General features: G+C 54.9%; 10 protein-coding genes. 5 read left to right on the top strand and 5 right to left on the bottom strand.

What is annotated here, in order from left to right; genetic code table 11:
- Nucleotides 1-90: 90 nt before the first annotated feature.
- From BM100_RS19900 to BM100_RS19910, 3 genes are read right to left on the bottom strand one after another with little or no spacing between them, the layout of a single operon-like run.
- Nucleotides 91-1,488, bottom strand: a complete 1,398-nt coding sequence (locus tag BM100_RS19900) for an integrating conjugative element protein (protein WP_244590702.1) — start codon at nucleotides 1,486-1,488, stop codon at nucleotides 91-93.
- A gap of 52 nt (nucleotides 1,489-1,540) precedes the next feature.
- Complete coding sequence (locus BM100_RS19905; protein ID WP_092514132.1) at nucleotides 1,541-2,509, bottom strand: TIGR03756 family integrating conjugative element protein; 969 nt, start codon at nucleotides 2,507-2,509, stop codon at nucleotides 1,541-1,543.
- A complete protein-coding gene (locus BM100_RS19910; protein WP_092514134.1) occupies nucleotides 2,506-2,904 on the bottom strand; it encodes a TIGR03757 family integrating conjugative element protein in 399 nt (132 codons plus the stop codon). Before BM100_RS19910 ends, BM100_RS19905 begins: the two co-directional genes overlap by 4 nt.
- A 406-nt stretch (nucleotides 2,905-3,310) precedes the next feature.
- Here BM100_RS19910 and BM100_RS19915 point away from each other — a divergent pair, with 406 nt between their 5' ends.
- The 4 genes from BM100_RS19915 to BM100_RS19930 all read left to right on the top strand — a co-directional run bounded on the left by BM100_RS19915 (nucleotide 3,311) and on the right by BM100_RS19930 (nucleotide 10,777).
- Entirely contained in the window at nucleotides 3,311-5,401 is a 2,091-nt protein-coding gene (locus tag BM100_RS19915; protein ID WP_092514136.1) for a type VI secretion system Vgr family protein, read from the top strand.
- Nucleotides 5,402-5,499: 98 nt separating this feature from the next.
- A complete protein-coding gene (locus BM100_RS19920; RefSeq protein WP_092514138.1) occupies nucleotides 5,500-5,919 on the top strand; it encodes a DUF1795 domain-containing protein in 420 nt (139 codons plus the stop codon).
- 12 nt (nucleotides 5,920-5,931) lie between these two features.
- On the top strand, nucleotides 5,932-10,293 hold the full coding sequence (locus BM100_RS19925) for an HNH/ENDO VII family nuclease (protein WP_175494988.1): 4,362 nt from the start codon (nucleotides 5,932-5,934) through the stop codon (nucleotides 10,291-10,293).
- 13 nt (nucleotides 10,294-10,306) lie between these two features.
- Nucleotides 10,307-10,777 carry an SMI1/KNR4 family protein gene (locus tag BM100_RS19930; protein ID WP_092514140.1) on the top strand — a complete coding sequence of 157 codons (471 nt, stop codon included), beginning with the start codon at nucleotides 10,307-10,309 and terminating at the stop codon, nucleotides 10,775-10,777.
- Nucleotides 10,778-10,841: 64 nt separating this feature from the next.
- On the opposite strand, the gene BM100_RS19935 is transcribed toward BM100_RS19930, so the two are convergent.
- Together BM100_RS19935 and BM100_RS19940 are read right to left on the bottom strand one after the other, a co-directional pair.
- The gene (locus tag BM100_RS19935) at nucleotides 10,842-11,162 is read right to left on the bottom strand and encodes a SymE family type I addiction module toxin (protein WP_092514142.1); all 321 of its coding nucleotides are present in this window, start codon (nucleotides 11,160-11,162) and stop codon (nucleotides 10,842-10,844) included.
- 75 nt (nucleotides 11,163-11,237) lie between these two features.
- The gene (locus BM100_RS19940; protein ID WP_338066855.1) at nucleotides 11,238-11,582 is read right to left on the bottom strand and encodes a helix-turn-helix domain-containing protein; all 345 of its coding nucleotides are present in this window, start codon (nucleotides 11,580-11,582) and stop codon (nucleotides 11,238-11,240) included.
- Nucleotides 11,583-11,712: 130 nt separating this feature from the next.
- On the opposite strand from BM100_RS19940, the gene BM100_RS19945 reads away from it, so the two are divergent.
- Complete coding sequence (locus BM100_RS19945) at nucleotides 11,713-14,379, top strand: CHC2 zinc finger domain-containing protein (protein WP_092514146.1); 2,667 nt, start codon at nucleotides 11,713-11,715, stop codon at nucleotides 14,377-14,379.
- Nucleotides 14,380-14,387 lie beyond the last annotated feature (8 nt).

The raw sequence follows: 14,387 nt of genomic DNA on the forward strand, positions 1-14,387 counted from the left end.
TTCCTAACGTCACCACCATCGCCAAAGCGATAATCAGTGATAATCCGATGCCTCGTTTTAATCTTGCACGTTTCTCTGCCATCATCGAACTTACCCGCGCTCACGGTTGGGGGCTTCCAGCTGATAAAAACGGGCATCCTGACTGTCCGCGACCTGTTTTTGCGGGTGAGCGTGAATGCGCTGGGTATCACGCTCAATAATGGTCAGAATGGAATTTCGGGACAGCGCCTGTTTCAGTTCCATTTCATTTTTCAGCGCATTGATTTCCCTGTCCAGGGCGGCAATCCGGCGGTCGCCTTCTGCCAGCGCTTCCGATTGTGCGGCCGCATTGGGTTCGGACATGCCGGTGATCAGCATTCGGCGCATCAGTAACGCGGTTTCAATGGTCTCACTCATCGCCAGCTCCCCCGCCAGACGCGCAGTCAGTGCAGCCCTATCGGGATCACGCTGCAACGCCTGGATCACACCCTGTGTTACGGCCAGACTGCCGGTTTTCAGTTTGGTGAGATTCGCCCGCGTGGGTTTCTCCGTGCCGCTGACCAGTTTCACCAGTTGTTCAGTGTTTGTTTTGGTATGGGCTTCCAGCATCGGGGCAAACCCCGTTCCCGCGACCGTCGTCCCCGGCTGGTGTTGTTCGCCTCCACTGGTGCACTCTGTGGCTTGCGCGCAGGTTCGGATGGCCCGGTCACCCAGCACACTGACCACCGCTTCGGCCGCTTCCCGTGCTGTTCTGAATTTACGGCAGGCACTGCCCTCGCAATTGAAGGTGCTGACCGTTGACTGGCTGAGTACCGGCAACTGATTCATCATATTAAAGCCGGCACTGGCTAAATCACGGGTCGGACGAATGGCAGCCTGCCCCTTCCCGCCCTGTCGTTGCCCGCCAATCCACGCGTGCCCGCCGGCACCGGTCGCTTTGGTGCCGGCATTATTGACACGCACCGCATCGCCATCCCCGCCGTTGACCTGATTTTTGTACTCCTGCAACGCCGCCGATTGGCTCCACTTATTGTTCTGTGCAAAATCCATCATTCTCTTCGCCATGTTCTGACAATTGAACTGGGCTTTATCAAACGCCACATTAGCCTGCAATACCCCGTTGGTCAGCATGTCATACAGCCCCGGATTGGCCCGCTGAATTATCATGGCGGGGAGGCTGGCAACCGCTCCGGTGGCCCCCTGAACCACATCACTCATCAGGTTCTTAAACCCCGCCGTGATACCGTTAAGCTGATTGCTGATCGTGGTTTTCAGGTCGAAATTGCCGCACATCAAATCCGAACTCCAACCCAGCTCCAAACCGGCCAGCATGGTTGAACCACCACGACTGGCCGGCTCAGAAATCACCGAGCCGCCACCCAGCGTATAAAACAGTGTATCGGAAACCGCCCCGCTGGCCTCTGCGCCATAGCCCAGCGCACTTCGGTTCACCTGCGGTAATGTGAGGGACAGCCCGGTGGCATGGGATTGCATCGGGGCCAGCATCATTGCGCCCACGACCAGCCATACGGCGTTTCTTGTCGTCATCCAACCTCCTGATTCAAATATCCGTACTGCTGAGAAAACGCTGCCCGCGTTGTTTGCAGCAGCTGTAGGGCTGCCACAAGGCATAAGCCTGATTACCGTCTGTCGCGGCGGTATGGCTGCCATCCGGAAACACCGCACAAGACTGACTTAATTGTGGCGATAACCGCTGCCACTGATGATTTTTCGTGCCGGTATTTTCCGTCACCGGCGGCGGTGGCCAGTAGCCGTCACGGCGTTGCCCGGTCAGCGGCTGATAGACATGGGGCTGCCCGGTACGGGTAATGATGTCGGCCACCCGTTGCGCCACTACAGCAGAGGCTTTATCATCATCCACCTGCGTCACAAAACCGGCACGCGGGTAGAGATTGCCCCACATAATGCCACGCATCTGGCTACCCAGTTCCCGCTGACCAGGGATAAGGGCTTCCGGATAAAACGACTCCGGCAACCCGCTGCGCCACGCCATGGTATCCAGCGTGCTGAGGAAATAAGGCATCAGGGGCGTCGCTGCACTTTTGCAGGAATAACCCGGAATTTGCCCGCCTATCAGAGTGGTAGCGGGATGCCCGATGGCATCGGCGTATTTGAAACGCAGATGAGTACTGTGCTTCCCAGCAATCTGAATATTATGATTGCCACCACCGGTAGCGAGGTTAGATAAGGCACTGGTCACCGTATTTTCCAGCCCGCCGGATAAGGCGCTGATTTGCGCCATCTCAGACCACGGGTTGCCGCCGGGCGAATGATAGGTGGCGACCACCGTCTGTGGCAGGAAATGAGTCACTTTGACCGACGTTTTTACCGAGCAACCATGCCACGAACAGAACAGCCAGTAGCAAATACCGCTGACCCGCCACTGAATGCAGGCGGGTGAGAAACTGCTTGCCACAATTTGGGCGGTATTGATGGCGGCTTGTGTGGCCGGCGCAAACGCCGTAACCAGCGTGATGAGCACAGGAAAAGCAACGCGTAACGGGTTCATGGTTGGTGTTGCTCCCTGAGCGCCGTCGCTTGAGCCACATCTGCAGTGCCATACACCACGTCACGGCCATTAAAGACCACCGCCGGGTACTGACGTACCCCCAGCTGCCAGGCCTCAACCACATTACGGTAGGCAGTGATAAGCGCTTGTTCCTGCTGACGCCATTGAGGCGATTGCAGTACAGCCTGTGCCTGAAGAGTTGCCTGCTGGGGATCAGTGGAAAGTTGAGGGAAGATTTTTTTCTGATACTGTTCAGCCGCATCCAGCCAGACTACCTGGCTGTTCGGCGTCAGATTCACCGGTGGATGCTGACGGTCAGTGTACACCACCGTTTTGGCTCCTGAAGACAAAGACACCATACAACCTATCAGGAACAGTAAACCCGTTTTTTTCATCGTGTCCTTTCCATGCCACAAAACATCAAAGCAGCGTGAAGAAAGCCACGGCAAAAGTCAGCGTTTAATTGATTTTCTGCCAATGAAAAATAAACGCACCGACTGACTCAGATTTTTCTCAAATGTGGGTAAAATAGGCATTACATTCATTAAATTCATGCTTATGCCGATAAAATAACAGGCTGGATTTGTCCCCTGACAGCATTTGTCATAAACAGAATAAAAAACATGCCGATAAAATTATCATCACCCCATCATAATAAGCAAAAAGGACGTGCATGAATAACCTGATTTTTCTGCCGAGATACCGAGAATACCCACTCGGACGCTAGGTTATGTGAATTTAAAAAATCCCCTGTGGAAAACGGTATTGAGGACAACAAATACAAATAAGGAAAACGAAACAATGTCGATAAAAAAACACCTGACGAAGTTGCAACAGGGGCAATCCTTGTTAGACAAAGGCAAGCAGGCAGCAGGCTTGGTGAAACAAGCAACAGGCGTACTGGGTGGAGCCGGTAACACTGGCATGATGGATAAAAGCAGCCTGACGAAACCCGGTGGTTTTGCCGGCCCACTTGGCGGTCAGGGCCTCGCTCAACAAGCGGCGGCCGGGCACAGCGGGGCCGCCAAGGCACTGCAAAAAGCCGGGCAACAGCTAATGGGAGGGTCTACCCCGAGTGGCCTGCAATTTACCCTAACGGCGGGGGGGTTGGCTCCGGAAACCTTTGTTGTCACTGACTTCACCCTAACGGAAGGGTTTTCCCACCCCTTCAGCCTGAGTGTCGGGCTGGCCAGCGCTGATCCCGCCATCAACTTTCCGGCCGTGCTGGATCGCGCCGCCACCCTGACCATTTTGCAGGACGGCGTTGAACAACGCAGCATCACCGGCATGGTGGCACGCTTCGAACAGGGTAATACCGGGTTGCACCAAACCACCTACCAGATGAGTATCCGCCCCGACCTGTGGCGCACGACCCTGCGTCAGAACTCACGCATCTTTCAGCAGCAGGACATCTCCACCATTGTCACCACTATCCTGAAAGAACACGGTATCCGCGATGTGGTCTTCAGCCTGCGTCATCCGCACCCGGAACGGGAATTCTGCGTGCAATATCAGGAAAGTGACTTTGCCTTTCTGCAACGGCTGACGGCGGAAGAAGGCATCTTCTATTTCTTCGAATGCGGTAACGGGCGCAACACACTGGTCTTCGCGGATGATGCCGGTTCGGTGCCTCCGGGCATCATGCTGCCCTACCAGCCGGAGGGAGACAGTACCACGGGAGAGCCGTCGGTGACCAGTTTCACCAGCAGTGCACAGGTGCGCCCGGCACAGGTTGAGCTAAAAGACTACACCTTCAAAAATCCGGCGTGGCCAGCGGAATTTCGGGAGCAGATGAAGGACGAACAGCTACAGGAACAGTATTACGAACATTACGATTACCCGGGCCGATTTAAAGACGAAGCCCACGGCAAGGCGTTTACCCGCTATCGGCTGGAAGCCTTGCGTAACGATGCGATCACCGGACAGGGACTCGGTCACGCGATTGCCATTCAACCGGGGAAACTGTTCATTCTGACCAACCACCCACGGATGGATCTCAACCAGCCCTGGCAAGTCGTGAGCGCAAGCCACTCCGGCAACCAACCGGGTGCCCTGGAAACGGCTACCGGCGGCAGCGGCACCACGTTGCACAGCCAGTTCAGCTTCATCCGCCATAACCAGCACTGGCGGCCGACTCCGCTACCGAAACCAAGCATTGACGGTCCGCAGATTGCCAAAGTCGTCGGTCCGGCCGGGGAGGAAATCTTCTGTGATCAATACGGCCGCGTGCGCCTGCAATTTCCGTGGGATCGCTATGGCAAAAGCGACGACCAAAGCTCCTGCTGGATACGCGTCAGCCAGCCGTGGGCCGGACAGGGCTGGGGCATGCTCGCTATCCCGCGCATCGGCCAGGAAGTCGTCGTGGATTTCCTGCACGGCGACCCCGATCAACCGATAGTCACCGGACGTACCTACCATGCCAGCAACATCCCCCCAGGGACTTTGCCGGGTAGCAAAACCCAGATGGCGTTCCGCTCCAAGACCCATAAAGGGGAAGGGTATAACGAACTGCTGTTTGAAGACTCGAAAGGCAGTGAAAAACTGTCAATGCACGCGCAGAAGGATATGGATACCACGGTGCTCAACGACCGCAGTACCCGCGTGATGCACGACCATACCGAAAGTGTCGGGCACAATCAGGCCATCAGCGTGCGGGCTGACCGCCATAAAGAAGTTATCGGCATGGAAGTGAGCAGCATCGGAACACGGCAGGTCACCGTGGAAAAAACCAGTGTCCTCAGTGTTAAAGGACAAATCACCATTCAGTCCACTGAAAGCGGCATCACTCTCGGCAACACCAAAGGCAGTATTTCGATTGATGCAGACGGAAATATCCATATTACCGGTAAAACCGTCACTGTGAACGGGAAAGATGTCATCACCCTGAACTGATAGCAGACAAAACAATAACAAGACTGAAGCCGATTAAAGCGGATTTTTCGGTCCCAGACTGAATATCGGCGATAACTAAAGAGCGAAAAGGAAACATGATGAGTACACAACCTTACCAGATGAACGAAGGTAGCTTAAACATTCCCGCCGGCTGGCGCGATGAATCAATGCACGTCTTTGTGCTGCCGGATGACAGCGGCGTCAATCTGGTGATTAACCGCACGCCGGTGCCGGCAGGCACTGACAGCGAGACTTATTATGAACAGACACTGACGCAGTTTGTGACCCACCTGCCGGGCTATCAGGAGCATCAGCGGCTGCAAATGGAACTCAGCGGTGACATGGCGTGGCGACTGGATTACCAATGGCAGAGTCCGGAAGGGGAAATGCACCAGACGGTGGTACTGCAAATCCGGGGCCACCAATTACTGGCGTTTAACCTGACGTCCCCCCAGCCCATGAACAGCGGTCAGCGGGACGCCTTACTGGCGGTGGTGAGCAGTTTTCAGGCGGCATAAGGAGAAGCCGATATGGGATTAGGTGATGAAATTATTACCCGGATTGCCCGGGTCGGGGCCACCCATGCCCGGCCGCCCTTGCCGCCCGGTGGCGGTGCCCGGGGGCCGGCGGCGGCACGTCAGGGTGACCCCATCCAACATAAGAGTTTCTTTGGTGCCCTGATGGGGGCTGTGGCCGGAGCCCTGATTGGTGCCGCAATTTTCGGGGCAGTGGGGTTGCTGGTAGCCGGCACCGGGGGATTGGGAGCGACCCTCCTGGTGGCGGCGGCCGGCAGCGGATTAACCTATCTGGCCAGCGATGCCATTGCCGCAGCCAGTTCGGCCGTCTCGAACTTTGTCGACAGCTTCGGTTCGCCGGACGGAGTGTTGAGCAGTGGTTCCGGTAACGTCATCATTGAAGGCATGCCCGCCGCACGGGCCACCGTTGATATGGCGGCGTGCAGCAAACACCCGGCTCCGCCGTTGATAGCGCAAGGCAGTGAGTCGGTGTTTATCAACGGCCAACCGGCGGCGCGGGTTGGTGATAAACTGGTGTGTGGTGCCGCCATCAAAGGCGGGGCGAGCACCGTCTTTATCGGCTCCGGTCAGGGGACTTATCTCGAGATTGAAGAAGAATTCTCCGGCTGGCAACGGGCGTTACTGGTGGCGGTGGAATTTCTGGTTCCTCCGACACGCGGGTTGGTCAAAGGCATCGGTAAGCTGATGACCAAAACCGGCCGGCAGGCGGTGCTGGCCGGGGCAAAACTGGGCGCCAAAAAAGCTGCTCATGCCCTGAAAGGCAGAGTGATGTGTGCCAAAGCGGCCTTTAAAGCCAATAAAGGGGTGAAACGTTTTACTCAGGCCACCAAAAAATTCTTTACAGGCGACCCGATAGACGTGACCACCGGCAGCCTGTTTGACCAGCGTACCGAATTTGAACTGGGGCAAACGATACCGCTGACCTTCACCCGCAGCTGGTCACCGGGATTGCGGGGTCTGCTGGGTGAAAACTGGCTGGACAACTTTTCTGAGGCAGTCATTGTCACTGGTGACCGAATAGAAGTTCTGACACTGGAAGGCGCTTCCCTGCACTTCGCCCTGCCCCGGAGCGTTGACCACAGTATCAACCCGGAGCATCCGGAATTTACGCTGAGTCGCCATCAACAGGGCTTTATGCTGACTGAGCGCAATCAGCCGGTCAGAAAATACTTTACCCAGCCGGGCATTTCAGCGACCGCTGACACTCAGCGCTGGCAATTGTCGGCCCTGCGTGACCGCAACGATAACAGCATTAATTTTCATTACAACGGGCAAGGCCAGCTAAACCGGGTCACCCACAGCGACGGCCCGGCGCTGGTCTTACTGTATCGTGAAGACGGATTACTGACCGACATTCGCCGCAGCGACAATGGTCTCAATGACGTGATGGTGCGCTATGACTATCACGACAATGGCTGGCTGGCGGAAGCGGACAGTGCCCAACAATTCCACCTGTTCTATGAATACAATGCACAGGGATTAATTAAACGCTGGTCGGACGGTGACCAGACCGCAGTGGACTATGTGTATGATGCACAAGGGCGCTGCGTTGAAAGCGTCGGCAGCGGCGGCTATTACCCCGTCCGGCTGACCTATGAACCCGGTATCACCCGCTCCACCACGCCACAGGGCCATACCACCACCTGGCATTATAACGCCGAGCAGCAGGTCACTCAGGTTGAAACCCCGTGCGGCCATGTCACTCGGTATGAATACGATGGCTGGGGCAACCTGCAACGGCAAATCCTGCCGGAAGGGCAAGTCTTGCAGCTGGATTATCTGGCGGATACCGGACTGGTCACAACATTTACCGATGCCGGCGGCGCCGTGTGGCAGTATCACTATGACGACGACGATCGGCTGGCCAGCATGACCGATCCGCTGGGACAGGTCTGGTGGCAGCAATACGATGATAAAGGCCATGCCGAATGCTTTATTGCGCCTGACGGCAGCAAAACTACCCTGACCCGCAATGCATTCGGGTTGGTGACGAAGGCTGAGGATGACGAAGGCAACCAGCGGACCTGGGAATACGATGACCATCAGCGGCTGACCCGGCTGTTTGATGAGGAAAACCGCAGTCTGCGGCTCGGCTACGACAGCCATGACCGATTGCAGCGGCTGTCATCGGGCGGCGGGGCTTTATGGTTGTGGGAATATGACCGTCACCACCGCATCGCCTTAAGTGATCGCCCCAACAACAGTCTGGAGCGCTTCCGCCATGACCGCCACGGCAACCTCACCCGCTGGACCGACGCGCGGGGAGTGGAATGGCAAATAGAATACGGGCCATTTGATCTGCCGGTCGGTCGGATTGACGGTGAAGGTCACCGCTGGCAGTACCGTTATGATCCCGATAGCCTGCAACTCCTCGAAGTCATTAATCCGCAAGGGGAAAGCTACCGTTATCAGCTGGATGCCGACGGGCGGGTGATAACCGAGACCGATTACGCCGGCACGCAGTGGCATTATGCCTATGATGGCAATGGCAACTGCACGGAAAAACGGGATGCGCTGAATAACGTCACCCGCTATGACTATGATGCCGCCGGGCAGATGACCGCCATGCACACGCCGGAAGGCACCACCACTTACGCTTACGATATTCTGGGGCGTCTGCTGGTGGTGACGGCACCAGAGGCGGAGCCGCTGACCTTTGAATACGATGACAAAGGCCGACTTGTCAAAGAAGTTCAGCCTCATGGTGAAATCCAACGTGAGTATCCCGATAACGCCACGGCAGAACGCACCCTTCACACGCCCGATGGCCGGAGCTGGAAAGCAAATACGCAGGCCAATAAAGTAGGGGAACTGAGCCTGCTCAGTATCAGTGGTGAGCATCAACTTACGCTTGAGCGGGATGAGGACGGGTACGAATGGCACCGCCAGTCAGACAAGGGCTTTATCCTGCGTCAGGAACACACCCTGATGGGGCAACTGACGGCGCAGCGAGCCGGCCGCAACACCGAGTTTTTTGCGGCCCATGAAGTGGCGGATATTCCCCAGCCGACACTGGCGGGGTTGGATCGGGAATACCGTTACGATGCAGCACTGAATCTGGTGGCGGCCAATGATGAACGACAATGGTTGCGCTATGTCGTCAACGGTAACGGTCAGGTCACGTCGGTCAGTGACGGTGACCAGTTACGGGAGCATTATCAATATGATGCCTGCGGTTACCCCGCCCGCCGGTTTGACGGTCGCCACGATATTGACAACGAACGGCTCTACCAGAAAGGCCACCGGCTGCGGCAGGCGGGTCAGCATCTGTTTGAATACGATGATGCGGGGCGAATGACCGCCATGCAGCTGTGGCAAGAAGGTCATCGTCCCCAGCTGACCAAGTTCCGCTGGAACAGCCAGAACCAGCTTATCGGTGTGCAGACCCCGGGCGGCCAGCACTGGGATTATCGCTATGATGCCTTCGGGCGGCGCACGGAAAAGGTGTGCGAACGCTCGGGTGAGCGGACGACGTACCTGTGGGACGGCGATGTGCCGGCGGAAATCCGCGAATACCGGCATAACCGCTTGTACAGCATTCGCCATCTGGTGTTTGATGGCTGGCAGTTGTTGGCGCAGCAGGTGCAGTTTTTTACCCTGAACCCAGAAAACCGGCAGGAGCTGATTGCGGGTGAGGTGCAAACACAGTATGCCGTCTGTGCCCCGACCGGCGAGCCACTGGCGCTGTTCGATACCGCCGGGCACCGGGTCTGGCGCCAGCCGCCGCAGAGCCTGTACGGGCTGCGTCTGGGCAGACTGGGGGAGAATGCGGAACTGAATCCGGGGAACCAGTTTGCCGGGCAGTGGCTCGATGAAGAGAGCGGGCTGGTCTACAATCGGTTTAGGTATTACTCACCGGTGGCGGGGCAGTATTTGACGCCAGACCCCTTGGGATTGATGGGCGGTGAAAATCCGTATGCTTACGTTGGAAATCCGACGATTTGGATCGATCCGCTAGGTCTGGCTAAATGTTGGACTGCAAAAAATGTTGTTGGAAGAAAAGTTTATCAGAGAAATGATTTATTTGACCCGAATCATATTGATGAATATGGAAGAACAAATATTCAACGAATGAAGAAAGGCCAAGCTCCCATAGGTAAAGATGGATTAGAAATAAACCTCCATCACGTCACTCAAGATGAACCTGGTGCAATGGCTGAAATTTTGAGTAGTGTTCATAGTAAATATGATCGTAAGTTACATATGTTCTCTAACCAGTGGGATAAAACGTGGGTTGGCCCTGATGGTGTAAGGCGTAGATATAATAGTGCACCACCATCCATGAATAGGCGTCCATTTAACCGCTGGAAGAAAAAATATTGGAAAGCCAGAGCATTGGACTTTTTAATTCCTTAAGAGGAAGGAAGCGATGAGTTATATAGATTTAATTGAAAAGGAAATGATAGCAAGTGGGGAGGAAATTCTTTCTAGTGGCGGAGCTGATATAGATACCATTAGTAAGTTTGAATCATTACTTGGTGTTACCTTCCCTGAATCGTATAAAATTTTCTTACAGAAATATGGAACACTTGCTTTTGGCGGAGATAATTATTATGGGGTAACTAAAAAAGGTATAAATGGAGACCAAGCCCCATGTGTTCTGTATGTCACAAAGCAAGCTAGAGATGCAGGTGATATAGACGAAGGGATGATTAAAATAAAATCATCAGGATATGGCCCTTCTTATTCTATTGATACTAATACAATAGGAAAGACAGGGGAGGCTGTTGTTGTCGAAACTGAATTATCTTTCAAAAGAGATGGTGTCAAAAATATAATTGCAGATAGTTATGCTGAGTTTCTTTTAGAAGATATAAGAGAAGCTATAGAGGATTTATAGCAGCCACTATATTAATAAGTAACAAGCCAGAAAAATCTGGCTTGTTTTTTTTGAAAAAAATTTTTTATCCTGCTTTGTAATCCCCAATCAGCTCCCGCATCCGCAGCTTAATTTCACTGATTTGTTCGCGCTGACGCTGATACTGCTGTTTGAGGCTGTTGGTCTCGTCGTTGTCAGGGATCAGCACTAAGCAGCCGTCCATGATTTTCACCGTGACAGAGCCGCCAATCTCAAAGCCTGCTTGCTTAAGCCATTGCCCTTTCAGATGTATCGCGGGCGGAGCTTTCGCTTTGTCATTTTGCGGGACGTATCCCACGGTGTAATAACGTTCTGTTTTCGCTGCTTTATTTTGAGCACGGTTTTGCTTAGAATGCGCCTTAGCCATCATTCAACTCCTCAGTAGTTGGTTGTGGTGAGCAGCGTGTTCGGGTGCCAGCCCGAATACGTTGCGTTAATGGGATTACTTCATCATTTTAGAAGACCAGCGCTCAGCCTCATACTTGATAATCATCCCTTCCAGCACTTCCTTAATCACCTGCCGCTGTTCCGGCTGCATGTTGCTGATAGCCTGAAACTGTAGAGCCAAATCGCTATCAGGCTGTCGCTCTTTATCTTCAAATATCAATGAATCCGTTGTGACCCGCAGGGTCTGCGCTATCTTCTTAATCGCTTCCAGCGACGGTAACGACACCCCGCCTTCATAGCGTTTTACCTGCGTGACATGAATCCCAATGGCATCCGCAAATGCCTGTTGTGACAAGCCTTTTTGCTTGCGCAGGGCGATGAGTCTGTTAGCAATACTCATTGAATTAAACCAGTCTGAGAAATTTGCCATCATTCTATCCCCTAAAAAGTGCTTGCTTTGTATTGGTATCCTATCGGATACTAAATGAAAGAGCAATGGAATCTTGACGTGATTTTATGGAGATCATGATATGGCTCGCATTCCCGAAGCAGAGTTGCAGCACTTAAAATCCGCCGTCTCTTTAGTTGCCGTTATCGAGCAGCAAGGTCGGCAGCTGGTTAAGCGCGGTAAAGATATGACGGTGCTGTGCCCGTTCCATCAAGAGAAAACGCCCTCGATGGTCATCACGCCATCGAAAAATCTCTATCACTGCTTCGGCTGTGATGCCGGCGGCTCGGTGCTGGACTGGGTGATGAAAACCGAAGGGTTGAGCCTGCGTCATGCCTGCGAACGGCTGCGGGCAATGTTGGGCAACAATCCGGCTGTGGAGCCGCTGCTTGATTCATCGGAACTCATTCGGGAGGCCGTCGGGCAACAGGCGCTGCTGTTACGGGTGGTTGAGTTTTATCACCAGACCTTGCTGAATGCGCCGGAAGTGCATCAATACCTGAAAAAACGTCGTCTCGATCATCCCGAACTGGTCAGCCACTTTAAACTTGGCTTTGCCAACCGCACGCTGGGTTACCGATTGCCGGAGAAAAAATTAAAAGCCGGCGCGGAGATCCGCGCCCAGCTTCAGGCGGTCGGGTTATTGCGTGAGAGTGGCCATGAACACTTCAGCGGCTCGCTTGTGGTGCCGGTGATCAGCCCTGACGGGCAGGTGCAGGAGCTGTACGGTCGCAAAATCACTGACCGCCTGCGGGCAGGCACCCCGCTGCACCTGTATCTGCCGGGCGCGCATGGTGGGGTCTGGAATGAAGCCGGGCTGGTTGGCTCGGCCTCGGTGATTTTGTGTGAATCGCTCATCGATGCCATGTCGTTTTGGTGTGCAGGCTATCGCCATGTCACCTGTGCCTATGGGGTTCACGGGTTTACCGAGGCGCATCGAACCGCCTTCCGGCAGCACGGGATACAGCAGGTGCATATCGCCTATGACAATGACAAGGCCGGCAATGCAGCGGCGGCGGTCTTGGCGGCCGAGTTGCAACTGGCCGGGCTGGATGTCTGGCGGGTCGTGTTCCCCGAAGGCGGTGATGCCAATCGGTTTAGCTGCGAAGTCGCCAACCCGGAAAACGCCTTCGGCCAGCTACTGGACTCAGCACAATGGCTCGGTGAGCCGGCAAACAGGCCATTGGCAGACAAAAATGCGTCTGCCGTCGTGTCAGTGCCGGCGGCGGCCTTGGTGCCGGAGCCGGGGGTAGTCACAACGCTTGCCGACAACGGGGATATCGTGGTTCAGCAGGACGGGCAGGAATGGCGGATACGCGGGGCACAGCAGAAAGCCGGTGCCACGGTCATGAAAGTGAATGTGCAGGTCATCGACAAACACAGCGGGGCGCTGTTTGTGGATAGCCTCGATATCCTGAGCGCCCGCGCCCGGTCGACCTTCGTGCGTCAGGCCAGTACCGAGCTGGCCTTGCCGGAAACGCTGATTAAGCGTGAGCTGGGGCGGGTGTTACTGGTGCTGGAACAACGGGCGTGGGCTGAAGCAGGAACGGTACAGGCCGCCCCCTCAATGAGTGAAGATGAACAGCAATCTGCGTTGATGTTATTGCAAGATCCAAAACTGGTCAGCCGTATTACCGCTGACTTGAGCGCCTGTGGGGTTGTCGGCGAATCGACCAATCTGCTTGCGGGGTATCTGGCCGCCGTCAGCCGTAAACTGCCCAAACCCTTAGCCGTCTTAATCCAGAGCAGCAGCGCGGCGGGTAAGAGTAGTCTGATGGATGCGGTGCTCAATCTGATACCGGAAGAAGAACGTATCCAGTACAGCGCCATGACCGGCCAAAGCCTGTTTTATCTCGGTGAAACCAATCTTCAGCATAAGATTTTAGCGATAGCGGAAGAAGAAGGGGTGCGGCAGGCGGCCTATGCACTCAAACTGTTGCAAAGTGACGGCGAACTGACGATGGCGAGCACCGGCAAGGATGAAGCGACCGGCAATCTCGTCACCAAAAGCTACACGGTCAAAGGCCCGGTGATGCTGATGCTGACCACAACCGCCATTGATGTCGATGAAGAGTTACTGAATCGTTGTCTGGTGCTGACGGTCAATGAATCCCGTGAACAAACCGAAGCTATCCATGCGTTACAGCGTCAGAAGCAAACCCTTGCGGGGTTGATGGCTGAAAATGAGCGGGACTATCTCACCACGTTGCACCAGAACGCCCAGCGGTTGCTGAAACCCCTGAATGTGGTCAATCCCTACGCCAGCCAATTGACCTTCCTGTCAGACAAAACCCGCACCCGCCGTGACCACATGAAATATTTAACCTTAATCCAAAGCATTGCGTTGCTGCACCAGTACCAGCGGGAAACCAAAACCGCCGAGCATCGCGGCCGGAAACTGGCCTACATCGAAGTGACCCAAGACGATATCCGGCTGGCGAACCGGCTCGCCCATGAAATCTTAGGCCGCACGCTGGACGAGATGCCGCCGCAGACCCGCAAGTTACTGATGCTGATACAGGCCTGGATACGGGACAGCGGCCAGCCCCGTCACGAGCAGATTTTTACCCGCAAGCAGTTGCGCGATGCGGTGCAGTGGGGGGATACCCAACTTAAAGTCCATCTCTCGCGGCTGGTTGAAATGGAATACCTGCTACTGCACCGGCGCGGGCTGACGTTCGCCTATGAACTGCTGTTTGACGGCGACGGCAGCGACGTGGCGCACCTGAACGGCCTTATCGTGCCGTGAAGGACAGT

Source organism: Xenorhabdus mauleonii (assembly GCF_900113945.1).
Lineage (GTDB): Bacteria > Pseudomonadota > Gammaproteobacteria > Enterobacterales > Enterobacteriaceae > Xenorhabdus > Xenorhabdus mauleonii.

Coding starts and splice junctions, on each gene's coding strand:
- BM100_RS19900 (WP_244590702.1), bottom strand. CDS start 1,488: ATGATGCTGGCCCCGATGCAATCCCATGCCACCGGGCTGTCCCTCACA.
- BM100_RS19905 (WP_092514132.1), bottom strand. CDS start 2,509: ATGAACCCGTTACGCGTTGCTTTTCCTGTGCTCATCACGCTGGTTACG.
- BM100_RS19910 (WP_092514134.1), bottom strand. CDS start 2,904: ATGAAAAAAACGGGTTTACTGTTCCTGATAGGTTGTATGGTGTCTTTG.
- BM100_RS19915 (WP_092514136.1), top strand. CDS start 3,311: ATGTCGATAAAAAAACACCTGACGAAGTTGCAACAGGGGCAATCCTTG.
- BM100_RS19920 (WP_092514138.1), top strand. CDS start 5,500: ATGAGTACACAACCTTACCAGATGAACGAAGGTAGCTTAAACATTCCC.
- BM100_RS19925 (WP_175494988.1), top strand. CDS start 5,932: ATGGGATTAGGTGATGAAATTATTACCCGGATTGCCCGGGTCGGGGCC.
- BM100_RS19930 (WP_092514140.1), top strand. CDS start 10,307: ATGAGTTATATAGATTTAATTGAAAAGGAAATGATAGCAAGTGGGGAG.
- BM100_RS19935 (WP_092514142.1), bottom strand. CDS start 11,162: ATGGCTAAGGCGCATTCTAAGCAAAACCGTGCTCAAAATAAAGCAGCG.
- BM100_RS19940 (WP_338066855.1), bottom strand. CDS start 11,582: ATGAGTATTGCTAACAGACTCATCGCCCTGCGCAAGCAAAAAGGCTTG.
- BM100_RS19945 (WP_092514146.1), top strand. CDS start 11,713: ATGGCTCGCATTCCCGAAGCAGAGTTGCAGCACTTAAAATCCGCCGTC.